Origin of the sequence: Selenomonas sp. ND2010 (assembly GCF_000702005.1) — a bacterium.
In the GTDB taxonomy this organism is placed as follows: Bacteria; Bacillota; Negativicutes; order Selenomonadales; family Selenomonadaceae; genus Selenomonas_A.
Genome location: NZ_JNKI01000002.1, coordinates 131,708 through 157,533, shown reverse-complemented (window position 1 = coordinate 157,533; position 25,826 = coordinate 131,708). Strand labels below are relative to the sequence as shown.

General features: G+C 48.9%; 23 protein-coding genes and 1 tRNA gene. 2 read left to right on the top strand and 22 right to left on the bottom strand.

From position 1 onward, the window contains the following. Nucleotides 1-102 precede the first annotated feature (102 nt). The 7 genes from T504_RS0102305 to T504_RS0102275 form a co-directional block, all read right to left on the bottom strand. Nucleotides 103-1,227 (bottom strand): SGNH/GDSL hydrolase family protein, encoded by a 1,125-nt coding sequence (locus tag T504_RS0102305; RefSeq protein WP_033169426.1) that lies wholly within the window; start codon nt 1,225-1,227, stop codon nt 103-105. Between the two features lie 35 nt (nt 1,228-1,262). Further along, entirely contained in the window at nt 1,263-3,788 is a 2,526-nt protein-coding gene (locus T504_RS0102300) for an FtsK/SpoIIIE family DNA translocase (protein ID WP_033169425.1), read from the bottom strand. Between the two features lie 75 nt (nt 3,789-3,863). Beyond that, nucleotides 3,864-5,144, bottom strand: coding sequence for an amidohydrolase (locus tag T504_RS0102295; protein WP_033169424.1), 1,281 nt, complete (start codon nt 5,142-5,144; stop codon nt 3,864-3,866). 41 nt (nt 5,145-5,185) lie between these two features. Then, a complete protein-coding gene (locus T504_RS0102290) occupies nt 5,186-6,427 on the bottom strand; it encodes an adenosylhomocysteinase (protein WP_033169423.1) in 1,242 nt (413 codons plus the stop codon). Nucleotides 6,428-6,493: 66 nt separating this feature from the next. Further along, nucleotides 6,494-7,246, bottom strand: coding sequence for a 5'/3'-nucleotidase SurE (surE, locus tag T504_RS0102285; protein ID WP_033169422.1), 753 nt, complete (start codon nt 7,244-7,246; stop codon nt 6,494-6,496). A 59-nt stretch (nt 7,247-7,305) separates the two neighbouring features. Continuing rightward, nucleotides 7,306-7,381: transfer RNA gene (locus T504_RS0102280), tRNA-Lys, on the bottom strand. Nucleotides 7,382-7,464: 83 nt separating this feature from the next. Further along, nucleotides 7,465-8,193, bottom strand: coding sequence for a phosphatase PAP2 family protein (locus tag T504_RS0102275; RefSeq protein WP_033169421.1), 729 nt, complete (start codon nt 8,191-8,193; stop codon nt 7,465-7,467). Nucleotides 8,194-8,331: 138 nt separating this feature from the next. Here T504_RS0102275 and T504_RS0102270 point away from each other — a divergent pair, with 138 nt between their 5' ends. Beyond that, nucleotides 8,332-9,831, top strand: a complete 1,500-nt coding sequence (locus T504_RS0102270) for a Y-family DNA polymerase (protein ID WP_033169420.1) — start codon at nt 8,332-8,334, stop codon at nt 9,829-9,831. A gap of 71 nt (nt 9,832-9,902) precedes the next feature. Further along, entirely contained in the window at nt 9,903-10,238 is a 336-nt protein-coding gene (locus T504_RS0102265) for a hypothetical protein (protein WP_197018670.1), read from the top strand. A 14-nt stretch (nt 10,239-10,252) separates the two neighbouring features. On the opposite strand, the gene T504_RS0102260 is transcribed toward T504_RS0102265, so the two are convergent. The 15 genes from T504_RS0102260 to dcuC all read right to left on the bottom strand — a co-directional run bounded on the left by T504_RS0102260 (nt 10,253) and on the right by dcuC (nt 25,812). After that, on the bottom strand, nt 10,253-10,867 hold the full coding sequence (locus tag T504_RS0102260; protein ID WP_051635159.1) for a hypothetical protein: 615 nt from the start codon (nt 10,865-10,867) through the stop codon (nt 10,253-10,255). A gap of 69 nt (nt 10,868-10,936) precedes the next feature. Beyond that, complete coding sequence (locus tag T504_RS0102255; protein WP_033169418.1) at nt 10,937-13,111, bottom strand: ATP-dependent helicase; 2,175 nt, start codon at nt 13,109-13,111, stop codon at nt 10,937-10,939. A gap of 60 nt (nt 13,112-13,171) precedes the next feature. After that, complete coding sequence (gene queA, locus T504_RS0102250) at nt 13,172-14,266, bottom strand: tRNA preQ1(34) S-adenosylmethionine ribosyltransferase-isomerase QueA (RefSeq protein WP_033169417.1); 1,095 nt, start codon at nt 14,264-14,266, stop codon at nt 13,172-13,174. 21 nt (nt 14,267-14,287) lie between these two features. Then, nucleotides 14,288-15,487 (bottom strand): SpoIID/LytB domain-containing protein, encoded by a 1,200-nt coding sequence (locus T504_RS0102245; RefSeq protein WP_051635158.1) that lies wholly within the window; start codon nt 15,485-15,487, stop codon nt 14,288-14,290. Further along, nucleotides 15,477-16,109, bottom strand: a complete 633-nt coding sequence (locus tag T504_RS0102240) for an epoxyqueuosine reductase QueH (RefSeq protein ID WP_033169416.1) — start codon at nt 16,107-16,109, stop codon at nt 15,477-15,479. The genes T504_RS0102245 and T504_RS0102240 overlap by 11 nt, the downstream gene beginning before the upstream one ends. A 12-nt stretch (nt 16,110-16,121) precedes the next feature. Beyond that, the gene (ruvB, locus tag T504_RS0102235; RefSeq protein WP_033169531.1) at nt 16,122-17,126 is read right to left on the bottom strand and encodes a Holliday junction branch migration DNA helicase RuvB; all 1,005 of its coding nucleotides are present in this window, start codon (nt 17,124-17,126) and stop codon (nt 16,122-16,124) included. Between the two features lie 38 nt (nt 17,127-17,164). Further along, complete coding sequence (gene ruvA / locus T504_RS0102230; RefSeq protein WP_033169415.1) at nt 17,165-17,764, bottom strand: Holliday junction branch migration protein RuvA; 600 nt, start codon at nt 17,762-17,764, stop codon at nt 17,165-17,167. Nucleotides 17,765-18,958: 1,194 nt separating this feature from the next. Next, complete coding sequence (locus tag T504_RS0102225; protein ID WP_156033454.1) at nt 18,959-19,393, bottom strand: SIR2 family NAD-dependent protein deacylase; 435 nt, start codon at nt 19,391-19,393, stop codon at nt 18,959-18,961. Beyond that, the gene (locus tag T504_RS13750) at nt 19,371-20,597 is read right to left on the bottom strand and encodes a hypothetical protein (RefSeq protein ID WP_051635156.1); all 1,227 of its coding nucleotides are present in this window, start codon (nt 20,595-20,597) and stop codon (nt 19,371-19,373) included. The genes T504_RS0102225 and T504_RS13750 overlap by 23 nt, the downstream gene beginning before the upstream one ends. A gap of 79 nt (nt 20,598-20,676) precedes the next feature. Continuing rightward, entirely contained in the window at nt 20,677-20,925 is a 249-nt protein-coding gene (locus T504_RS0102215; RefSeq protein ID WP_033169414.1) for a DUF4268 domain-containing protein, read from the bottom strand. Further along, complete coding sequence (locus T504_RS13605) at nt 20,874-21,596, bottom strand: SIR2 family protein (RefSeq protein WP_051635155.1); 723 nt, start codon at nt 21,594-21,596, stop codon at nt 20,874-20,876. The genes T504_RS0102215 and T504_RS13605 overlap by 52 nt, the downstream gene beginning before the upstream one ends. Before the next feature lie 93 nt (nt 21,597-21,689). After that, nucleotides 21,690-21,947 carry a hypothetical protein gene (locus T504_RS13745; protein WP_156033453.1) on the bottom strand — a complete coding sequence of 86 codons (258 nt, stop codon included), beginning with the start codon at nt 21,945-21,947 and terminating at the stop codon, nt 21,690-21,692. 318 nt (nt 21,948-22,265) lie between these two features. Beyond that, nucleotides 22,266-23,495: a Zn-dependent hydrolase gene (locus T504_RS0102205; RefSeq protein ID WP_033169413.1), complete on the bottom strand. Its 1,230-nt coding sequence runs from the start codon at nt 23,493-23,495 to the stop codon at nt 22,266-22,268. Continuing rightward, nucleotides 23,492-24,808 (bottom strand): amidohydrolase, encoded by a 1,317-nt coding sequence (locus tag T504_RS0102200; RefSeq protein WP_033169528.1) that lies wholly within the window; start codon nt 24,806-24,808, stop codon nt 23,492-23,494. The genes T504_RS0102205 and T504_RS0102200 overlap by 4 nt, the downstream gene beginning before the upstream one ends. Before the next feature lie 77 nt (nt 24,809-24,885). Beyond that, complete coding sequence (dcuC, locus tag T504_RS13600; RefSeq protein WP_231473845.1) at nt 24,886-25,812, bottom strand: C4-dicarboxylate transporter DcuC; 927 nt, start codon at nt 25,810-25,812, stop codon at nt 24,886-24,888. Nucleotides 25,813-25,826 lie beyond the last annotated feature (14 nt).

The window sequence follows — 25,826 nt, the reverse complement described above, 5'->3', positions numbered from 1 at the left end:
TCTACCCCCATATAGGTATTTTCAGCAGTGATTTTTCACTGTTGTATTTTAACAATATCTAGCTAAATATTTTAGCACAAATTCGAGCACTTGTGAAACGTTTTATTTCCATCCTAAGATAGTGGCTACCTTATCTTTTAAGAATTCGGCAATCTTTTGATGACCTTTGTCTATCGGATGCGTATCATCGCCAGCAAAATCATCTGAGGAAAGCAGCGGCCCCTCATCATTTACCGGAATGAAATAGAGATCTTTTTCCCCCGCTTCTTTTAAGGTTTGGACTGCATTGGCTTCCCAGTTGGCACATTTCGTGCCAATGATAGACGGAATCGGCGCCACACAGATGATGGGCTTACCGGGATTCATGGTACGAATCTCCTGTAAAAGACTGCGATATCCACTCTCAAAATAATAGCGCCCCGGTGGTTCATGATTTAAGGAAAAATCATTGGTACCAATCGAAACGATCACGGCATCCACCGGAAATTTTCGACTGTCCCAAAAGGGATTATACTCTTCGGGATTTTGGGTTTCGCAGAACGTCCGGACATAGCGGCCCGCTGTATGAAGCTCTGTTTTCGGGTCCTTTTCCCGATAATTCATGACCACCCCTTCGCCCGAACGAGCCAAGATGCTATAATCTGCCCCGAGCATGCGCGACAAAATAGGACCATAAGCCTGATTATTATCCTCTTTATCGTGGTATTTTCCCGGTTGCATACGGTCGTTAAAGGCTCCTGCCGTAATGGAATCTCCGACGAACTCCAGTCGCCGGGATTTCAACTTGTCAGGTGGCAAAAGTTTTGCCCTTTTGTCCAGTCGAAAGCCCCCAAAGGTACTAAGCCCCACTTCTCCTTCCGTCGAACGCACGAGTAAAACCTTATGGGCGCCCTTGGCTAAATGCTCTGCTAATACCGTCTGTTTTCCCGAAGCTTTAAAGCGGCGAAATGGCCCGTTGTCGATGCTAACCCGCCACCAAACCTCTTGACTGCCGCCAAGATCCGCCTTTAAGCTGGTCCCTGTAAAGTTTGCCTTGATGTATACAGCCCCCTGCCCAGTGACTTGGCACTGAGGTTGTTTGTCCCAGCGGCCAAAGTATTGGATATAGGACGAGTCGGCCGGAATACTGGCCGCGCTAGCCAACGAGGCCGATAAAATTTCTACCGCCATGCTGGACATTACGATGTCCCGAATCACTTGCCGGCAAAATTTGCCATTAAAAACCATGTGTCACCATTCATCCCTTACCTTTTTGTATCCGTTTACTGCAGGCTGGCAGCTGCCTCAATTGCCTGCTCCGTAGTCATGAGAATTTCTCGTGGTTTACTGCCCATATTGGGCCCGACGATATGGAGTTCCTCCATCGTATCGATAAGGCGAGCCGCTCGGGTATAGCCAATATGGAACCGTCGCTGAATACTAGACGACGAAGCCTGTCCCGTCGACATAACGAGATTTACGGCATCCATCAATAATTCATCGACTTTCGGCGCCTTATTGGCACCGCCTTCTTCCTCTGCAGCTTGCTCGGCCATCGCCTGTTCCGTAAAGGCGACGATTTCTTCATTGGTCTCCATTTCCTGCCCCTGTGAGCGGATAAATTCCAAGAGGCCCTCGACTTCATCATCACTGATAAAAGCGCCCTGTACACGGCGTGGCTTTGAAGCTCCCACCGGATAAAAGAGCATATCACCCTTGCCGAGCAGCTTTTCAGCGCCACTGCGGTCAAGAATCGTGCGCGAATCAATCTGGCTCGAGACAGCGAAGGATATCCGCGATGGGATATTGGCCTTGATAATACCCGTGATGACATCTACCGACGGACGCTGAGTCGCTAAGACCATGTGAATACCAGCTGCGCGGGCCTTTTGAGCCAAACGGCAGATTGCATCCTCGACGTCATGAGGCGCAACCATCATGAGATCCGCCAACTCATCGATAATGATGACGATTGCCGGCATTTTATCCTCGGGAAATTTCTTATTATAGGTTTCCATATTGCGGACGTTGTTCTCCGCAAAACGGGAATAGCGTTTCTCCATTTCCTGAACCGACCAGTTCAAAACCGAAGCGGCTTTTTTCGGATCGGTGACAACTGGCACCATCAAATGGGGAATGCCATTATAGCCCGAAAGTTCCACCATCTTCGGGTCAACGAGGATGAATTTCACTTCGTCTGGTTTCGCCTTAAACAAAATACTCGTAATCAGCGTATTGATGCAGACCGATTTACCCGAACCAGTAGCACCCGCCACCAAGAGATGTGGCATTTTGCCAAGATCGGCAAAAATAGCTTGACCACCGATATCCATACCCAGTCCAACCGTTAGACGGGATTTTGCCGAATCAAACTTAGGACTTTCAAGCACCTCACGCAGCTGGACGCCCTCCAGCTCCTTATTGGGCACTTCGATGCCAATCGCGGATTTCCCCGGGATCTGTTCAATGCGTACCGATGACGCTGCTAGCCGCAGGGCAATATCATCCGCCAGATTCGTAATCTTGCTAACTTTAACCCCCGGAGCCGGTTCCAATTCATAACGGGTAACTGCCGGTCCATGACAAGCATTGATGATATTTGCCTTGACCTTAAAGTCAGCCAAGGTCTGCTGAAGCGTTATCGCGTTGTCCGCAATTTCCCGTTCCAACGCGGCATTTTTCTTCTTCGCGTGCTTCGACAGAAGTTCCGTGATTTTCGGCAATTCATAGGGCTTTTGCACGATTTTGGGCGCATTTTCCGCAGCTTTGGCGGCCGCTTCTGAACCGTCGAGAATTGCGGCTGCTGGCATAATCGGCGCAATTTCGCCGTACTCCGGCATCGGTGTCGGATTCTTTTTCATGGGCTTTGGCGACGGCGCAACAATAGGCTCTGTTTTGGGAACCACCACATGATTCGCTGGCACTTCTGGCTCATCCTCGTTTCCACGACCGTATTCTATCGTGAAATGTGGCTTATGATTCTCGTCTTGCATCGACGTCTCTTCTGCGACCGCCTTTGCTCTTCCAGGCACTTCTGCCTCCAGTCCATAGCGGCCTTCCTCAGTAGACGCTGTCGGCATTGCTGCTTCCTTTAATTCCGCAAAACGCTTATCGTTTTCCTGATTATAAAAGGAATTTTTCATCTTCTCTTTTACCGCATCGACAACGCGTTCCTCCATGCGTCCACTGACATCGGCCACCTTTTCATAAGCAACCGAAACCGCCTCACCAGCCGCATTAGCCCCTTTGGCCGCAGTTTCCTGCGTTTTCAATAAGCCAGCTGCAAGCGACCAGGTCGTGGACAGCAAAATAGATCCAATAGTGCCAGCTCCCAACAGAATGATTGAGCCATCGACACCAAAGAATTTGCGCAGGACAAATAAAAAGCCCCCACCTGCCAGGCCACCGCCACGAGGCAGATTATCCGGCATGATTTCCTGACCTGCAGGAATGACACAATGATGCCAAATGGCCAGCACAGACAAAAACAAAAGGCCCATGCCAAAAAAGCGCGGCGAATAAACCAAGCCGTGATGCTTGGCCATATACTGATAGCCAATCAACAGGATCAGCAACGATATAATAATAGCGCCTACACCAAACAAATAATGCAGGACTTTCGCAAAATAAACCCCGACAAAGCCGACATTTAGCCCGAACAAGCCACAGATTGAAATGAGCCCAATAGCCACAAATGCAAGGCCTGCCAGTTCGTACTTACGGCCCGGATTCGAACTCGCCGCCACAGGCTTCTTGCCCGCATTTTTACGCCGACGTGTCGTTTTCCGTTCCGTTGTCTTCTTTTTCAAGGGATCACCTCTTTCTTTCCAGTTAATACAAAAGGAATGCCTTCCCAAAAGAGAAGGCAGCTCCTGACAGTTTTATTATTTTGTGATGCGTTCAGCACAACGCTGTGCCTCAAAGATAATGCGTTCCTCATCGAGGGTTTTGAGTTCATTCTTTTCCATGATAACTTTACCATCGACAATGACCGTATCCACCGCACTGGCATTTGCAGAATAAACCAGTAACGATACCGGATTATTCCGTGGGCACCAAGCAGGTCCCTGCATATTCAAGAGGGTGATATCCGCTTTATAGCCCTTCTCCAGGCGTCCGATATCCGAAATACCAACGGCCTTGCCACCGAACTCCGTTCCCATCTGCAATGCCGTAAAGGCCGGAATAGCCAATGGATCGTGTTCGTTGACCTTATGAAGCATTGCCGCAAGATTTACTTCCTCCAGCATGTCGAGATTGTTGTTGGAGGAGGCACCGTCAGTACCTAATGCCGTTACAATCCCCTCTTTCAGCAAGCGCGTTACCGGAGCCACACCACTGGCCAGCTTCATATTGCTGCCAGGATTGTGGGCTACGCGGATATTATGTCTCTTGATGACGGCAAAGTCACTATCTTCAAGATGGACACAATGCGCTGCCAAAACACCTTTGCCATCAAAGAGGCCCGTCTTCTCTACCCAAGTGAACGGACGCTCTCCATATTCCTTCAAGGAACCGTTGACTTCATCCAAGGTCTCATGCATATGAATGTGGATTTCCGCCCCAAGTTCCTGGGCTGCTGCTGCCACCTTCTCCAAGAATTTTGGCGGACAAGTATAGGGAGCATGAGGACCGAACATGACCTTCAAACGGCCATCCGCTGCACCATTATACTGGCGGAATAATTCCGCGTTTTCATGGATTTTCTGCTCACCATCCGGAGCAACGCCGATAATGCCACGGGAAAGAACGCCGCGAAGGCCGGCATCAATCGTAGCCTCTGCTACCCGATCCATCCGGGGGCCATACATGTCAGCATAAGTCGTGGTACCCGTACGAACCATTTCGAGCATGGCCAGCATAGCACCCCAGTAAATGTCCTCGTCCGTCATCTTAGCCTCTGCCGGCCAGATCTCCTTATTGAGCCAATCCATCAGAGCCATATCATCCGCATAGCTTCGCAGCAGTGTCATGGACGCATGGGTATGTGCATTAACGAACCCTGGGATTGCCAAATGATTGGTTCCATCAATCACCCTAGCCGATCGGAAATCTTCAGGGACTTCTCCAATACCAGCAATCTGATTTTTATCGATTAGGATATTGGTCACGGGCGTGCTGCCATCGGGCAATACCGTCGTGACGTTTTTGATTAACATCTTCATGTCTCTTACTCCATTTCTATTACTATCCCTTCTACAGGGAATCATTCCAGATTCAAATATGCCCGCTGCTCCGGCGTCAGTACATCGATTGACACGCCCAGTGCCTTGAGCTTGCGTTCGGCAATCTTTGTATTGATTTCTTCCGGCATCAAATAGACATCTGGTTTCATATCCTTGCCATGCTCCAGCAAGTGTATAGCCGAGAAGAACTGAACCGCAAAGGACAAATCCATGATTTCAGCCGGATGGCCGTCCCCCGCCGCCAGATTGACCAAACGGCCTTCGGCCAGCAAGTAGAGCTTGCGTCCATCAGCCATCTTGAACTCTTCGATGTTATTGCGGACCGTACGGCGCGAAACCGACGCACGGTCAAGTTCTGGAATATTGATCTCGCAGTCAAAATGACCAGAATTGGCCATCATCGCCCCATTTTTCATGACAGCGAAATGACGGTCACGAATGACATCCTTATCGCCCGTAAGCGTCAGGAAAATATCGCCAACCTTTGCCGCTTCATCCATCGGCATGACGCGGAAGCCATCGAATACAGCCTCAATCGCCTTAATTGGATCGACCTCCGTAATAATGACATTTGCCCCCAGGCCCCGAGCACGCATAGCACCACCTTTGCCACACCAGCCATAACCGGAGATAACGACATTTTTCCCCGCAATGACGAGATTCGTCGTGCGCATGATGCCGTCCCAAGTACTCTGCCCTGTTCCATAGCGGTTGTCGAATAAGAATTTCATATAGGCATCGTTAGCGGCAATCATCGGAAACTCGAGTTTTCCTTCTTTGGCTAAGCCGCGCAGGCGATGAACTCCCGTCGTCGTCTCTTCAGAACCGCCGATAATGTTTTCCAAAAGTTCTCGGCGCTTCGTGTGCAACAAATGAACCAAATCTCCACCATCGTCAATGATGATATCCGGTTTAATATCGAGTGCTTTATCGATAAAAGTGAAGTATTCCTCCTCCGTGCATCCATGCCAAGCAAAGACGTTTAAGCCATCTTCCACAAGAGCCGCAGCAATATCGTCCTGCGTGGAAAGCGGATTGCTGCCCGTAATAGCAACTTCAGCACCCGCATGCTGGAAAATTTCGGCCATATAGGCAGTCTTGGCTTCGAGGTGCAGGGTAATGACCATCTTCTTGCCTGCAAAGGGTTTTGTTTTCGAAAACTCTTCATCGATAGCTGCCATAACCGGCATGAAATTCTTTACCCATTCAATCTTATCATGGCCCGACGGAGCCAGTTTGATATCACGAATCATGGATTCCATAGAAATACCTCCCTCAATAGCACGATAATCTAATTTATTTTATCACGAAAACCTGTTTGCCGCCACTCATTTTTCTAGCCATTCATCGAGTTCGACATAATCGGTGAGGTCCGTAATCAATGGAGTGATAGAGATATAGCCGGACTCAATGGCAAAGAGGTCCGTTGCATTCCCTTTATCGGTATCATATATTTCCCCCGAAATCGTATAGAAAACATGACCGCTCTTTTCCTCGCGGTTAAACGCGTTGATATAATCGCGTTTTCCCTGACGTCCAAATACATACTGTGCCTTACCATCTTTCAGCTTCTTGGGGAAATTGACATTATAAAAGAATGGCTTCTTTTTTTGACTTGTCAACTTTGACAAGTCAGCGGCAAAAATTTCGGCCACTTCCTCATATGACAGACTGCTGTCGATATCCACGGACAAAGCAAAGGCAGAAATATCATGAAGGAATCCCTCCATCGCAGCGCCCACCGTCCCCGAATACAGGATGTCCGTTGCCAGATTCGCGCCATGGTTAATGCCTGAAATCACTAAATCCGGCTTGTTACCGCCGGCTATCGCTTCCAGGTAAATCTTGACGCTGTCCGTCGGCGTACCATCTACAGCGATAGCAGTGATGCCATAAGTCTCTTCGAGACGACTATTGTGTTTCACTTCCATCGGAGTGCCTACTGTCAAGGCATGCGCCATGCCGCTTTGCTGATACATCGGTGCCGAAACGATTACTTCATGGTTCGTATGAAGGGCACGTACTAAAGCTTCAATTCCCTGTGCTTCAATGCCATCATCGTTGGATAAAAGGATACGCAAAAGTCTTTCCTCCTTACAAATGAAAAAAGCTGCCCGAAGCGGACAGCTATAAATCTCAATGGTGACCCACCACGGAATCGAACCGTGAACCTACTGATTAAGAGTCAGTTGCTCTGCCAGTTGAGCTAGTGAGTCATTCCTTCTAACGGACCAATCGGCCCCGTCCATCAAGGACAAATAATACTATACGCCCATTTTTTTGACTTGTCAACATTTTTCTAACAATTTGTCGAAACGTCATCTTTCAAGAGTTTCTTAGGCCAATGCTTCAAAATCGCCTGAATGACATAATCCGATGCCGGCGTCAAAAGCATCCAGCTAAGGACAATAAAATTGACCGAAGCCGCCCCAACGGCAATGTCGGTAACCCAATGCGCGCCAGACATAATGCGCGGCAGAGAAAAGACCAATACGACAGCAACACTCTTTAAAAAAGCGCGCCAGCCAAAATACCGGAACATGAAAAAAGAAAAGATAAGTAAAAACATGCCATGATCACCAGGGAAACTTGACGACGACCAATCTTTAGCGGGCCAGCCGGAAAGCTCCGATACGCGCAGCACGTTTTCCCCCATCAACGTAAAGAACTTCGAGGCACTAGGACGCTCCATGCTTAGGAACAAATCAAACTGCTTGGCAATGACCGCCGAAACCAGCATCGTCGCCCCCATGGCCAGCATCCAACGCTTTCCCTTGATGTCCTGTTTGCGGTAGTAGCTGTAAAAAATTCCGAGCATGAACAGGAAGGCCACCACATCAAACGGGCGTAAATTGGTAAATGCCACCAAATAGAGGAATGCCGTATTCTCTCCCAGCAGGTGATTGAAAAAGAAGAACACGCCTTTATCCAGTTCAAACCAAAAACCGCTGTTTCCCGGCAAGTACCAACTCAGAAACAAAGCGATGCCGATGGCATTCAAGACAAGAATTTTCTTTAGATGATTCATACGATTCCCTCCTATAAGTATAAGATGATACCATAGCTTTTCCGCTATTTCAAGTACACAGGTTCCACGCCCGTTTGAATAGAACTTGTATTCTGTTTGTTTTTCTGCTAAGATGAAAAAAACGAAAGGAGGCGCCGTATGACAATCCCCTCGTATTTTGTCGCCATCGATCTCAAATCCTTCTATGCGTCGGTGGAATGTCATGATCGAGATTTAAATCCTCTGGATACCAACCTCGTCGTTGCCGATGCATCACGAACCAATAAAACCATCTGTCTGGCCGTATCCCCCTCGCTAAAAGCCTACGGGATCCCTGGACGAGCCAGGCTCTTTGAAGTCGTTCATGCGGTTGCAACAGCCAATCAAAAACGGCTGGCTTTTGCGCCCCAACATCGATTTCGTGGGAAATCCGCCAGGGCCAGCGAACTATCCGTCCATCCAGAACTAGCTATCGATTATCATACTGCCGTCCCACGCATGGCCCGCTATCTGGAAGTCAGCACCCAAATTTATCAAATTTACCTGCGCTACATCGCTCCCGAAGACATCCACGTCTATTCCATTGACGAAGTATTTATCGATGTGACGCATTATCTAAAGACCTACCAGCTAACCGCCCGTCAATTGACGCAGAAATTAATCGACGAAATCTATGCAGAAACTGGCATCACCGCCACCGCTGGCATCGCCCCCAACCTTTATCTTTGCAAAGTCGCCATGGATGTCGTTGCCAAACACTTGCCAGCCGATGCCAACGGAGTCCGCATTGCCGAAATCGATGAAAAGCGCTACCGCCAACTGCTTTGGAACCACCGCCCGCTGACTGATTTCTGGCGCGTCGGCCGCGGCTATGCCAAAAAACTCGAGCAGCACGGGCTCTATACCATGGGCGATATCGCCCGCTGTTCCCTGGGCAAGGCCACGGATTTCCATAACGAAGAGCTGCTCTACCGCCTCTTTGGCGTCAATGCCGAGCTGCTTATCGACCATGCCTGGGGCTATGAACCTTGCACGATGGCCGCCATCAAAGCCTATAAGCCAGCGGCCACAAGCATCGGCTCCGGCCAGGTGCTCCAAAGCCCCTATCCCTACAACAAAGCCGCTCTCGTGGCCTGGGAAATGACAGACCTGTTAGCCTTGGAGCTTGTCGACAAGAAATTATTGACCGGCCAGCTCATCCTTGACATCGGCTATGATAGCGAAAACACGCACCAAGGCTACCGCGGTCCCCTGCACCGTGACCACTATGGCCGCATGGTGCCCAAGCCCGCCCATGGCAGCAGGTATTTTGCCACGCCAACGGCATCTTCCTCCCTGCTGCGGCAAACCGTCCGCGAACTTTTTGCCGAGATTGCCGATAAAAATCTGCTCGTGCGCCGCCTTACCATCACCTTTGGCGATACCATTGCGCAGGCATCTTATCAAGCCGCTCCGCCGCCAGCTGAACTTGACCTGTTCGCTGAACCGGCAGCCAAGGACGAAGTTGACTTGTCAAAAGTCAAAGAAACCGCCATCCAGCAGACCATCGTTGCCCTCAAGAAGCGCTTTGGCAAGAATGCCATCTTAAAGGGCGCCAATCTGCAGGAAGGTGCCACGGCCATCAGCCGCAACAATCAGATTGGAGGGCATCGCGCATGAAGGAAACTCAGCCAACTAACTACGACGATATTATCCACCTGCCACGTCCTGTCTCGAAGCGCCATCCACCGATGCCGCTAGCGAAGCGGGCCGCACAGTTTTCGCCGTTTGCGGCGCTGACCGGCTACGAAGAGGCCGTGCGGGAAAGCGCCCGCGTCACGCTGCCACCCCCGAATCTTGCCGAAGACGAACAGGAATTGCTAGACCGCCAGCTTCAGCAGGTTCTCACGAATCCTGCGCGCCAGACGACCATTACTTATTTTGTGGCCGACGCATACAAAGACGGCGGCCGCTATGAAACGCGAACCGCCGTCATCAAACGTCTCGACTGCACATGCCAGCAGCTTCTGCTGGAAGATGGCACGCGCATCGACCTTAGCCATATTGTCCGCATCCAGCCGATTTGAGCTGGATGCTTTTTTTAACGGTACTCGAGGTCGCGATTGCCGCTGCGGACCGCCTCAGACACCGGCAGGCTTGCCTCATACCGGCGGATGATAACCGTCGTCGTCATGACACCAGCCAGCAGGATGATTGCGGCGAGCAGCAGGACGCGCATCGTCGAGTTATCGGAATCGCCATCGCCATCGAAGAGGCCGCCAAGGCCTTCCTGTACCGTATCGAGCGCCGGGCCAAAGCTCTGGATGGCATTGTACGTATTATAAGCCTGGGCAAACGTATTCCAGCCAGCAACCCCAAGATTCATCAGCGATTTTTCCCGGGCGAAGTTTATCCACGACTGAATCGTGATGATGATGCCCGAGCCGATTGCCGGTACGATAATCATCAGGTAGATGAGGCTCGACAGCAGTCCCAGCATGCTGGCCGGCAGATACCCCGTCGATACCGCGATGTACGAAACGACGATCGCATAGACAAAGGTAAAGCCCACCGCTGACTGGATGGCACCGCACCATGCCAGCAAGCGAATCCAGCCGCCAACAGCCTTGGATTCTGCCCAGATGCGTCCGACATTGCGGGCATTCAAAAAGCTGATGACCAGATTCAAGATCATGACACCAATCAACATTGCCATAAAATTCCTCCTTTATTTCACGCGAATGACAATTGCTCTTCATTATTGCACACCAATATTATAGCGTGATTATAAAATCTTTTCCAGCTTGGCCTTGAACGAGATTTCCCGTGGCGTATCGATATCGGCAAACTTTATCACATAGGCTCCCTTCTCGCTGTTGATGTCCAAAATCTCGCCATCCCCCATAATGCGATGCATGACTTTATCGCCCTTGGCAAAGGCTGCTTTTTTCGGAGCACTGGCCTGCGCCATACGCCGGTCCATATCCCGGATATACGCCTTGGCATCCTGCCGCATGCTTTCCGCGACAGGCCGCGCGTATTCGAGTAGTGCATCATCAAGTTCCAGCAAGAACCGCGAAGGATACCTAAGCGAGGCATCAAAATTCAGTCCCGAGGCCGCCGATAGGTACAGGCGTTTCTGAGCACGGGTCACGGCGACAAAGGCTAGCCGCCGTTCTTCCTCCATGGCCTGCTGCGTCCGCGTCTTGCGCGATGGGAAGACTCCTTCATTGAGTCCGCAGAGGAACACATAGGGAAACTCCAACCCCTTAGCCGCATGCACGGTCATGAGCTTTACCTTATCCCCTTGCTCGGCCATATCGCTATTGGTGAGCAAGGCCACCCGCGAAAGATAATCCTCAAGCAGCGCCTCTTCGCCACAGGAAGTCTCGTATTCGTAGACCGCCTGCTTGAGCTCTGCCAGGTTATCAAGCCGCTCCTGACTGCCCTCGGTGCGCAGCATTGCCTCATAGCCGCTCGCATCAAGCAGTGCCGCCAGCACCTCCGATACCGGCCGGCCACGATAGGACGAGGCAAACTCCTCGATAAGATTCACGAAGGCGCTGGCCTTGGTCCGTTTAAATAAATCCTTGTCGAGATTTTCCTTCAAGGCCTTATAGAGACTGCAGCCATTCTGCCCGGCATACTCCTGTAAAAACGCCATACGCCGCTCGCCCAAATTGCGTTTCGGCACATTGGCAATCCGCAGGAAGGACAAATCATCCCGGTACGCAATCATGCGCAGATACGAGAGCGCATCCTTGATTTCCCTGCGGTCAAAGAAGTGAATGCCGCTGTAGAGCGTATAGGGAAGTTCCGCCTGCAAAAAGACTTCTTCCAGCGAGCGCGTCAGATAATGCGCACGGTAGAGCACCGCGATCTGACGATATGGCACGCCCTGTTCGTGAAGCTTCGCGATTTCCTGGGCAATCCAGTTGGCTTCTTCCTCGGGCGAATCGTTGCTGGCGCACAGCACGCTTTGCCCCGATGGAAGCGTCGGACGGAGATTCTTTTCGATGCGGTTGCGGTTATGGGCGATGAGGTCATTGGCCACCGCCAGGATTTCCGGCGTCGAGCGATAGTTTTCCATTATATAGATGGTCTTAGCAGGTGAAAACTCCTGATCGAAATCCAGCAGATAGCGGATATTGGCCCCGCGCCAGGTATAGATGGTCTGGTCGGGATCGCCGACAACGAAGAGATTCTTATGATAACCGCAAAGTATCTTCATGAGCCGGTACTGGAGTTCATCGATATCCTGAAACTCATCGATCATGATGTATTCGAGCCGCTGCTGCCACTTGAGCCGCAGTTCTTCCTTTTGCTCGAAGATATAGAGCGTAAACTTTATGAGGTCGTTGTAATCAAGCCCAAAGCACTTCTTTTCCTGATACAGATAACCATAGAAGATAATATCGGCTGGCTCCACGGCCCGCTCGTACTTTTCCTTGATACCGTCAAGCGAAAAGGCAATCATATCCTCGTAATACGCTGGCTCCGTGAAAATTTTCCGCACCTCGATCATATCCCTGGCCTTGGCAAAGGTCATATCCCGCAAGGACAAGTGACGCTCCTCATAGATAATCTTCAGCATCGCATCGATATCGCTGTTGTCGAGCACCAGAAAGCTTTTGGGATACTGCACCGCATAGCTGTCCTCCTGCAGCACCGACACGCAAAAGCCATGGAATGTATTGATATAGCCCGTATCGTTATCCCCCGTCAGCAAGTGAATCCGCTTGCGCATCTCCGTAGCCGACTTATTCGTAAAAGTCACGCAGAGGATATTGCCCGGCATGATGCCAATCTCATTGACCAGATAGGCAAACCGCTGGCTAAGCGCCCGGGTCTTGCCCGAACCAGCCCCTGCCAGCACCCGCACATAGCCTTCCGTCGTGGTAACAGCCTCCCGCTGCGCGGTATTGAGTTTGTCCCATCGATCGGATTCTATTTTCTCCATCGCAAGCACCTCCCATCTTCTGTTTAAAAGGCCCTAGCATAAGCTGCTAGGGTCTTATCGTTAATCTTCCGTCTGATGACTGGCTTCAAGCTCCGCCAGCTCTTTGTCTCTTTCGTCTTTTGGCTGCTGCACGCGCAAGAACATCGCATCACCAAAGCTGAAGAAGCGGTATTTCATCTCCACAGCCTTCTTATAAGCATCGAGCACGAAATTGCGGCCACCGAAAGCACTGATTAGCATAATCAGCGTCGATTTCGGCAGATGGAAGTTCGTTACGATGCCATCGATAATCTTGAAATCATAGCCCGGATAGATAAAAATCTGCGTCCAGCCGCTCTTGCCGCTGATTTCATTCTTGCCATCGGCGGCAGATTCAAGCGTGCGGATGCTCGTCGTACCCACCGCGATGACGCGATGGCCGGCTTTTTTCGTATCCATGATGAGCTTGGCCGTCTCATCAGAAATGCGGTAGAACTCCTTGTGCATGTCATGCTTCTGGATATCCTCGCAGTTTACCGGACGGAACGTCCCCAAACCAACATGCAGTGTGACAAAGCCGAGATTCACGCCCATATCCTTGAGTTCCTGCATCTGCTCTTTGGTAAAATGCAGGCCTGCCGTCGGTGCAGCGGCCGAACCTTCCTCACGGTTATAAACCGTCTGATAGCGCTCCTTATCCTCGAGTTTCTCGTGGATATACGGCGGCAGCGGCGTCTCGCCGAGACGGTCGAGGATTTCCTCGAATACGCCGTCGAATTTGAACTCGACGATGCGGCCGCCAAAATCCGTATGATCCGTAACGGTGCACGAAAGCTCATCACTGAAATTGATGACATTGCCCGGTTTGGCCTTTTTGCCTGGCTTTACGAGCGTCTCCCAATGCGTGGCGTCGAGACGGCGCAGCAGGAACACCTCGACCTTGCCGCCCGTCTGGTCGCGATGACCGATAAGGCGGGCTGGCATGACACGCGTGTCATTGAAAATCAGCGTATCCCCCGGCTCCAGATACTCCTTGAGGTCATAAAAGTGTCTATGCTCGATGGTCTTCTCCACCGGATCGAGTACCATCAGCCGCGAAGCATTACGCGGTTCAATAGGAACCTGTGCGATGCGCTCTTCTGGTAAATCATAATCAAAATCTGAGAGTAATAACATAACTTTTTCCTTCAATCTATCTTAATATAATTTCTTTCGAATCGTTCCCTGATAATAATAATCAAGAATCGCCGGATATTTATACCCCTTCTCATCGGCCAGTGCCCTAGCTCCCCATTGCGAAAGACCTAGTCCATGTCCCCAGCCATAGCCATGAATCATCACGACACTGCCTTTAAGCGTCATTTCAAACAAGGTGCTCTTGAGGCCGAACCAGCTTCGAAGGTCATTGCCACTGACTACCACAGTCCCCTTCGTGCCGTTAAATCTCACTTGAGCAGTGCGCCCTGCAGAAGTCCTGCCCGCCACTGTTTTGCCGAAGGTAATGGGCGGCAACGTCAAAGTTTTGAGCATACCGATATCCTTGCCGTGCTTTGCGAGAATTGACGTAAACTGTTCCACGGAAATATTTTTATCCCAGGGATACGATTTTGCATGCAGTTCCTTTACTGCCCGCAGATAGGGAATCCTGCTCCCCCATACCGCTTCACTATTCTCGGTCATGCCACCAGAATCCGTATGAAATAGCGCCTCAATCGGTTTTCCCTGAAAGGTCAACACTTCCCCATGCGTTTCCGTGATGGCCTCTGAACTACGAGCCCGCTCGGCCCGAATTCCTTGGTACTGCTGACAATGGGTCGTCGCGCAAAGATCATAGCCATCTTTACTATGACGTTTCCGATGGCTAAGGGCAAAGCTTCGGGCGGCAACAGCCTGTGCCTTGACAGCCTCCTTGTTCCACTCCGGAGGCATCTCCTCTGGCACCACTCCCTTTAAATACTCTTCCGTCGTCACACGGTTGATAACGGTAAAACCATTCCCCGCTGGCAATAGACGCACTGCGCCACGGTAAGCCTTACCATCAATACGGCTGACTTGTGATGCCAGCTGACGCTCATCCTCAACGACAAAATCAATTCCTGCCGTACCTGCCGCTATTTTCTTGCCTGCTACGAGAAACGTTCCCGGGCTGAAAGTCACCGGCAAAGTCACCCCTGCGGACTTCTTGGCAAGGACTTTTCTCGTGGCAACATCGCGAATAACGATAGCCGAATCTGCAGAAACCTGCACCGAAACCGCACCCTTTTGCAGGCCCACCAACAATTCAGGCTGCCAAGAAGCCTCTGCCACCGGTATAAAACCACCAAGCAAAAAAGCCGCCAATACAATAAGCAGAAGTTGACGAACAATATAGCGAAGAAACGCCTCACTATTTCTCATTTTCCTGCTCCTTTTCCTTGCGTGCCTGCGCCTCTAGCCGAGCCCGCTTCTTCGCCTTATTCTCCTTGCGGCGCTGTTTGCGGATAGCCTTGCTGTAACGCTCCTCCTCGCTGAAGATGCAGCCGCAGTAAGGCTGGCGGTAAAGCTCCAGCTCATGGCTGATGTCGATGCCCTCCTGCCAGCCAGGACGGAAATCCTCGTAATAGAACGTCACGCCATACTGCGCCGCAAACTTCTCGGCCGTGCGCTTCATCAAATCGTGCTGCTGGTAGATGCTGTAAAAAAGCGTCGACGTAAAAGCATCAAAGCCATGTTCCGCCGCAAAGCGTGCCGCCTCCTCCAGCCGCCAGGTATAGCACATCGTACAGCGGCCATTGGGCATTGCCTCCGCTGGCAGCGCCTTTTTCAAGAAGTCCCGCAGCCGATAGTTCTCATCGGCATGGAATTCCATCTTGACCTTCTCGGCAAATTCCTTCGCTGTCTTGAGCCGGTTATCCCACTCGGTATACGGATGGATGTTCGGATTGAAAAAATACCCCACCGGCTCGATGCCCTCTTCGCGCAATTTCTTGACCGGATAGCACGCACACGGCCCACAGCACATATGTAAAAGCAGTTTCATCGTTTCTCTCCCTTATTCCGGATAGGCTATGCCCATATGCTCATAGCCAGCCCGAGTGACCACGCGGCCCCGCGGCGTGCGGTTGACAAAGCCCAGCTGGATAAGGAAGGGCTCATAGACATCCTCGATCGTATCCGTGCTCTCGCTGATAGCCGCCGCCAGCGTATCAAGCCCCACCGGGCCGCCGCCAAACTTCTTGATCATCGTCGACAGCATGCGCCGGTCCGTATGGTCAAGGCCAGCCTTATCGACCTCGAGCAAGGACAGCGCCTTATCCGCCAGCTCATCGGTGATGACATCCTGCCCCTCGTACTGCGCCACATCGCGCACGCGTTTCAGCAGGCGGTTGGCGATACGCGGCGTCCCGCGCGAACGACGCGCAATCTCCAAAGCACCGCGCTCCTCGATGGGGATTTCCAGGATCTCGGCCGCGCGCTTGATGATGTTCACCAAAGCCTCAGGCGTGTAATACTCCAGCCGCGAAATAATGCCAAAGCGGTCACGCAACGGTGCCGCCAGTGACCCCGCCTTCGTCGTCGCACCGATCAGCGTGAACGGCGCAATGTCGAGACGAATCGAGCGGGCACTTGGCCCCTTGCCGATGATGATATCGAGCGCAAAGTCCTCCATCGCCGAGTAAAGAACCTCCTCGACACTGCGCGACAAGCGGTGGATCTCATCGATAAAGAGCACATCGTGCTCCTGCAGATTCGTGAGCAGCGCCGCCAAATCTCCCTGCCGCTCGATAGCCGGCCCCGAAGTCTGGCGGAAATTCACGCCCATCTCATTGGCGATGATGCCCGCAAGCGTCGTCTTGCCAAGGCCCGGCGGGCCGTATAACAGCACATGATCGAGTGCATCACCGCGGTTCATCGCCGCCTTGATGAAGATATCGAGGTTCTTCTTGGCCTTATCCTGGCCGATATACTCACTTAACTTGCGCGGGCGGAGGCTGTACTGCCAATCATCGGCACGCTGTTCATCCATCGCCACGATGCGGCCATCGTCAATATCCATATCGTAAAAATCTTCTTCTGCCAAGCCTCAGCCCCCCTTTAAAATTTATTCAGCTGCTTGAGTGCCAGTTTGATGATTTCCTCCGTCGTCTTGCACTTCGAGGCCTGCTTAAGCACTGGTGCGATCTCCGCCTGGCTATAGCCCAGCGCAACCAGCGCCGCCTGCGCCTCACTGATGATATCATCGCCCACAGCGCCTTCCATATCCAGCGTCAAGACTTCCTCCACATCGCTGGTAGCAAAGCCTACTTTGTCCTTGAGCTCCAAAATCAAGCGCTCCGCCGACTTCTTACCAATCCCCGGCAGTTTCGTCAGCACCGTAGCCTGCTTATTCTGAATCGCCTTGCAAAGGCCCTCCACCGTAATCGACGACAGAATCCCCAGCGCCACCTTCGGGCCAATCCCCGACACGCCAATCAGTAGCTGGAAAATATCGTACTCATCCTCACTGGCAAACCCATAAAGCGTAATGCCATCCTGATAGACATTCATATAGGTAAAGAGCTGCGTCTCTTCGTTTAACCGCAGCTTATTCCGCGTAGACCCGGCCACAAAGACCCGATACCCCACGCCATTCACATCGAGCAAACAATAGTCAGCCTTAAGCGCCGCCACCTGCCCTCGCAAAAATCCAATCATCGAAAGGTTCACTCCAATAAAAGAAAACTTGTAACCTTTTTAGTATAGCATAATTGAGTATTCTCCTACAACTCGGTGCTAGATGATACACATTTTACCACAAAAAGTTCCCCACCTACTGACACGATTGACATAATCAAAAAACCCGACCAACCGGCCGGGCCTTCGCTCTGGTAGCTATTCAGAGCATTCGTGCTGTTGCTGCGTCACTGCCGATCCAGCCACTTGCAGATGTAGTAGCTGATTACACCTGCTATAACCGACAGAAAAAGGTAATAAATATCATCGAACAACGAGCTCACCTCCCTTCACTACGGTAAGGGATATGATCCGCAGCATGCTTTATTTTATATTATCGTTGCTAAATTATCAAGATATGATATAATAGTTGTAGCTAAAGGTAATAAATATCGAGCAATGAGCGAAGCCCCTTGGAGTAGCTACCAAGGGGCTTTTCTTATACCTATGAACGGTCAACGCATGTCATCGTGTGCGCTGGCCGCTTTTTCTTTGCTGGAATATATAGCAATGGAGTGATTAGCTGTCATCATATAAAACAGCTCAGCCCCATCCTTGACAAGTCAAATTGACTTGTCAGATTTTGCAAAATTTTTCCCGCAACCACAAAACCACTCCCATTATGGTATAATATGAGTTTTCCTTTCCGTTCGGCCTCTTCGATTACATCCAACCAACCGGATACTCCCCGCAATGCCTGCGAAAGCACATATTCTCATCTCCCTATATAATGCTCTTTGTCTCTTTTAGAGCATAGGTATTTGTCCGGTTCATCCCCACATGCGTGGGACATACGTTGGGACGAGAAAAGCTGTCGAATCATCTGGGGGGGCATCCCCACATGCGTGGAGCATACACTAGCAAAAATGGCTTAACTACGCCATTTTTGCTTTCAAAATCCTTGCTATGTGTCTTCCTCAATCATATTCACAATTCACAAAAAGTCAATTATAAATTGTGGTATGCGATATATCCTTCATCCTCTCGCTCATACACTCCCCTTTACCACTAATTTTGATACAAAATAACGATGCACCCCCTATACTCTATTAACGATGAACCCCCTTGCACCCCCTCGGTGGGGATTTTGCACCCCCTTTGCTAATATATTTATTGTTAATAAGGTAAAAATTTTGCAAACGGTGTATGCTACAGACTCATTTGCACTGGAATATGTCATACTATAGCTGACAACACATCGCTACTATCACCATCTATACAGATTGAACGTATGCGTATCTTTTCCGGGCATATTGCCTCATCAAAGTTCAGACAGGCATAAACAGCCTGAGGATTTTCCGCAGTCATTGCCCAGAAAGGATACTTGATAATCATGGGCGTATTGGCACCTACACCAATTTCCCAAAAGAGAATTTTCCGGCCTTCATGGGCGCTGAGATAAGCCGCATAGCGTTCTGCCGCCGCCTGCCAGCCAGCATCCTCTACAAAAGTATCATCTGCCCGCAGATTCATGGCAACAGGGCCGCCATCATCCGGGCAAACCGGTATAAGTTCCTGCGGAATACGCAAGGAAAGCCGTCCATCCTGCGGCACTCGAAACCTGCCCTGCCCATCTTTAATAATTTCATCACTCATCATAGCTAAGATCAAACAACATAACTCTCATTTTCACTAATTGCCCTGGATGAGAATTCGAGATATACACACACTCAAATTCATTCTTATCCAGTTCCCTTAAGGATCGCATATTCTCAAAATTATTAAGTGCGTCTTTTGCTTTTTCAAGCACTTTAATAAAGTCTTTTTGTCTTACAAATACAATCAAAGCAGTCTTACAATCTCTCCATGTAAGATAGCCATCCAGCTGGTCAACCGCATCTGTTAATGCCTTAGCTCCCTTCCATATTTTACATTCAGCAACAAAAGCTGCTCTATTTTCTTGCTCTATGCAAATATCAGTTTTTCCTTTTCGTCTAAACGTTTCTCCTGTCGCTGTACCTTTGTATGTAGCGTTTAATGTTGCAAGAAGAGTATTTCTCAAATCTTCTTCCTGCATAGATTTGTATGATTCTGGTGTTCTCTCATATGTAGATAAAGTATGCTTTAATGTACCAAGAACATCTTTGTAATCCGAATCAGAAACATTGTAATAAGATTCACTATCATATTTATGCGCTATTGGAACAATTTTTCTCTCTAAAGGGACATGTTTTCGAGCATATTCCTTCTTTTCTATCGGAACTTCAAACATCTGCGCTATATTGTAAAATGATTGTACTTTACTTTTTCTTGTTGTAATTGCTTCGCTAATGTATCTTCTAAGGCTATTATTAAAGGTGTTTACATCAGAATTAGCAAATCCCAATCCCTTTTTTACATCATCTAGCTCATCTTTGACTGCAGCTAGCAACCTATCTTTAGCTCCATCTCCATTCATTTCATTTAGAGCTCTTTCTGCCTTAATGATTAAATATCCATTATGTAGCGTTATCTCCGGATATCCACCTAATGAAAATGTTGAAGCCTGGCACTTAAACAAAACATCATCGCCAGAATACGGATAAAAAAAGCTTGCTATAATTCCATCAACAACTACGTATTCCTTATCATACTCAATCCTAAAGAATGGATCTATGTATTTCCTTATTTTGCACTGAACTATACTTCTCTTTTCAAAATCTTCCTCTTCAACTGTAACTGGTTCAATATAAAATTCTTGATACAAATTATCCGTCAGAACATCTAGGTCATTTGCCATAACCTCTTCATTTGAAAGCTTATCTATTTTCTCATTTATAGCTTTATATTGATTTCCCAATACATTTCTTAATTCATAATCCTTAAACGGTTTCATTATACTTAAGTACCTTCTCACTCTTTCTAAACATTTGAATACTCCCCTTCAAAAGACTCTCACGCAAGAATTATATCTATTAAATACTCTTCTTTGCGGCGCCTAATCTGTCATGAAGTGCATCATAAAATCTTGGCATGGTATCGCACTGGAATTTAATCATTTTGTCCCAATCAGCTCTATCTTTAACATTGACTCCTTCCAGACGAGCAGATATACGGCAAGACTTCTTCTCATCCAGCCTTTCCAAAAACAAATCAGCGCCAAAATCTTTTTCTATATCCGCTTTCTTCGCAAATAATGCATCACAAAGACATCCATATTCCATAGACTCTTATCTATTTCGATTTGTTCTCCTTTATAGATCATAAAATTTTTGGAATCTTTTTGAAAAAAAGCGGTAACCATATGATTATTTTTAGCTTTTTCCAAAACCTCTTCTTTTATATCTTTTGAAAGAATCAATACATTTTTCTTAGTATTCTGATATAATACCGTATTAAAGTGTGTATCATTAAAGCCATATCCATAAATCAACAAAGAATATGGCTCATTCATTTCGGATATCAGCTCATTAAAATCTTCACGCATAATTCTAAATGTATTATTTGTCATTCCAGCTTCATATTTTGGACCTCCAGGAGCTATTATTTCAATGTCATCTCTGTGCTTCCACAAATAAGCTAAATCATTAATAAGTAGTTCTCCATTACTATTACTAATCCAATTTATTGATCCATGCGGTTTAAATAATCTTATGCAACAATTATGCCCTCCGTAATAATCACTTGGCTTTTTCAGCCTTAGAGGTTCAAATCTTTGAAATATCTCTCCTGAAAATCCTGTGATGACCTGTATCCCGCACTTATCGCATAATGTTTCTATCACTCTGTCGTAATTGGGAGTCATAATATCAATTAACCCGTGATTAACACTTACCGTATCCTTTAAATATGTAAGCAGTTTCTCAAATCCACTAGATTTTTGATATATATCCAATAACTTTGGCCATTCTTCGCCTAGAATATAATCCGCTGTAGCTTTTCGTATTTCATCAATAAGTTTCTGTTCATCTGGTGACAGCGTCTTAAGTCATTCTTCTAAACCATTATCATTGATATCCTTCTCTCTTCTAATCCAGGCTTTTTTTATCTCATCGTCCTTATGAACCCCAAGTTTTGACTTAAGTTCTTTAGACAATTTCCACATTCCAGGAATACCATATGATGCCGACAAGCCTGTACCAACAATAAGTTTTGGCATATTATTTTTTGATAAAACATTATTTTTTATAGTAATAACAGCATCATTAAATTCATCACTATCACACGTAATTTTTCGATAATCCACAAACAATTTCCTCCCCTCCATTTCATTTATGATAAAAAATCACATAATAATTTGCAACAATAACAATCGCCTTACTTGCCTAAATCCGGATCTGCAAGTGCCTTCATAAACGCTTCTATATCTATTGGCGGCAAATGTTCCATTACCTTGTCTCAACCAAGAAATAGCAGCAAATATAAAGATACTATTCGTATTATATTTTCCCCATTTCAAGTAATATCATACCACTTTTTTAACGATCTCCACCACTCGCGAAAAGCCAACGACCAACTCCTCCATAATAAGATAGTTGGGCTTTGTTTTTTCAACTAATCACGATTATTCATTTGCCGTAAGCCATATAGCCTTTTCTAATAGCTTTGCCGCCGTCACTATATCACGCATCTCTGCATATTCGTCTGGATGATGGCTGATTCCGCCTTTGCAGGGGATAAAGAGCATCCCAGTAGCGGTATAGTCCGTCCAATGCATAGCATCATGGCCAGCACCACTTGGCATTGTGATATAGGGCACATGCTGTTGCTCACAGATTTCCATCAAGAAGTCTACGACTTTTTTTTGCATCACGGCCGGTTTATCCTGGCTGATCGTTTCGATTTTTGCCTGCACTTTGCGTTTCTGGCAAATTTTCATAATCTGGTCTTCTACAGCTGTTGTTACTTGTGCCTTCGCCTTTTCCGAAATGCTACGGATATCTATCCCCAGCTGCACATTTCCGGGGACTACATTCATGACATTCGGGGTGTTATTCACGACCCCCACAGTCCCCACTACCGGCGTTTCTGTGTAATCAGTTGCCAGTCTTTCCACTGCCAAGATTATCTCGGATGCGGCACACATTGCATCCTGCCGCATCCCCATTGGCGTTGCCCCACTATGATCCGCATGACCGGCTAACTTAACTTTCAGTCGCGTTGGAGCGGCAATTCCCGTTACGACGCCAATTGTTTTTTGCTTGCTTTCCAACACCTTTCCCTGTTCGATATGAACTTCATAATATGCCTTCAGTGGTCTGTCATATTTAGCATTCTGAATCTCATTGGGATTAAGGTCATTTTCCTGCAGCACATCATACAACGTCTTCCCTGTCTTATCCTGCAAACGCTTTAAATCATCAACCTCCAGCATCCCCCGCATTGCTTTGCTGCCCAACGTCGCAGCACCGAAGCGGCTGGATTCTTCACATTGAAACGCCACGATTTCCAAGGGATGCTTGGGAACCTTTTCTTGCTCATGCAGACTCCGGACCGCCTCAATAGCAGTCAAGATTCCCACAATGCCATCGTAATTTCCACCTTGCGGGACACTGTCACAATGCGATCCAGACATGACCGCTGGCAACCCCTCTTCCCGTCCCGAATAATGACCAATCAAATTGCCAAACGCATCTTGTCTTACGGTAAGTCCAGCATCGACCATAAGCCGCTTGACATAGATACGCCCTTCTCTATCCTCAGCGGTAAACGCCAAACGATTGATGCCCTTTCCAGGCGCGGTAATCTTCGCTAATTGGGCAAACTGCTCTTCCAATCGTTTCCTGCTTATCATAATTTCTCCCCCTGCAATAGTAATGATGCTGCTGAGTACGCCAACATATTGGCAGCATAACCTAGTGCCGTTTCATCAAAATCAAACGAGGAATCATGATGGCCAGCGGCCAGGTCTGCCCCAATCATCATATACGCAGCTTTTCCGCCATGACTCTGCACGCGCTCCATAAAATACGAAAAATCTTCGCTGGCGCCAAAGTCACAGTGTCCAGCTACTTGCTTGAAGATATTGAGCTCTTTGGCCCTTGCTTCCAAAAAAGCCGCTAGTTCCGGGCTATTGCTCCCGCCAGCCGCACCACCTGTTTTTTCGACCTGCACCTCAACATCATACATCGCCGCCGCAGCTTTTATAACACGCAATGCCTCCTGCTCCATGAACGCATTAATCTCACTGCTGGCGCCTCTCGTCTCTATCACCATGAACGCTTTATCCGCTATGACATTGCGGCCACTACCAGCGATGAGTTTTCCGACATTGATACGGGAGGCCCCCTGCGAATGTCTCGGAATGGCATGCAAGTTCAGTGATGCACAGGCAGCTGCCAGCAAGGCATTTTTCCCCTGCTCGGGTGCCGCGCCTGCATGAGCAGGCTTCCCGACGAAATGGATATCATATTTGCTCGTAGCTAAAAAACCCGTCACGTTGCAGGCAATCGTACCCGTATGTTTCATCTGGAAGCCAAAATGTGCGCCAAGCATATAATTCACATCGTCCACATCGCCATTTTCCACCATTGCTTTGGCCCCGCGAACGCCCTCTTCCGCGGGTTGAAACACGAGCTTTATGGTACCTTTCAGTTTATCCTGCAGCGCGGCAAGAATCTTTGCCACAGCGAGACCAACGGTCGTATGACCATCATGGCCACAGGCATGCATAGCTTGGTCGTGCAAAGAACGAAACCCTTCCTGCGTTGGGAAATGGTCAGGGGATTCCGATTCTCTTACGTCATTGGAATCCATATCAAACCGCAAGGCAACCACCGGGCCACCCTCTGAGAATTTCTTCGTTGCCACAATACCAGTAAGACCGCCAGTCATCTGGGCAAGCCATTCCTTTTTTGCTCCTTCTTTTGCGGCGCGTTCCATCTCTTCGGCTAGTTTTTCCTGTGACGGAACGCCCATCATCGTCTGCCGGTCAATTGCCTCTTCCCCAATCTTTAGCTCATACCCAAGCGCCGACAGCCGCTCAGCCACCAATGACGCCGTACGAAACTCCGTCCAGCCTGGTTCCGGGTGCTTATGGATATCGCGCCGGCAGGATACCATTTCTCCCTGCATTTCTTTCGCCGCAGCCTTTATCGCTTCCATCATCGTCTGCATGGTGTTCCCTCCTATAACGCCAAAGAAACGGCCAATCCATTATCGACCGTTTCTCGTTCCTTATGCTCTTAAAACAACAATACAATCATGCCAGTAAGCAGCGCAGCAAGTATCGGCAGACCATTGCGTTTCGTAATCTCAATCGGATTTACGCCAGCAATGCCAGCACAGATAATCGTAGCACCAGCAATCGGTGAAATCGTGCGTCCCAGCGTACCGCCCAAAGTTGCCATTGAGCCCATCTGCAATGACGTCAGGCCGAAATCGGCAGCATGTGGCGTGATAGCCTCATTGAAGGCAAAGGTAGCCGCATCGCCGGAACCTGTAACCAAGCCAAGCAGGAATGGGCCAACCGCAGCACAGAGTTTTACAATGGCAGGATTATCCACCATGGCCGAGATAAACGCCTTGACAAGACCGATTGAGGTAAGACCAGCGACAAAAACGCCAGCCGAGATGATTATGCCAATGATTGAACCATAAGCCTTGCCCATGCCTTCAAAGAACGCTTTTCCTAAATCCGACGGATTTGCTCTAGTTACGGCAATCGTGATAATTGCACCAATGATCATCGCATGTGGAACGCCCATTTTCAGAGCCGGTACCAGTCCAGTAGAGCCTACCAACAGAATCAAGATAGGCAGAACTGGCATAAGTGCATACAGCGGCTTGACATGGAAATCCTCCTCAATTTCCAGGCCTTCGGCCACGTACCCCTTATCTTCTTTGAGGAAACGAGCCACTAAGACGATGCCTATCGTTGCCACGAGCAGTGAGGCTAAATTGGCAAACATCTGGAATGAGATTACATCCATGACGTCAACGCCTGCAATCTTCGCTACAAACGGATTATGCGCCAAGCCAGGATTCAACATGCTGCCGTATGTCCCGCATTTGACTGCCGCCGCAGCCAAAGCAGGATGGACGCCAATGGACATAAGCAGCGGGATAAATATCGCACCGGCGGCTGCTGCCGTTCCTGCGGCACTTGGCAAAGCGATATTGACGA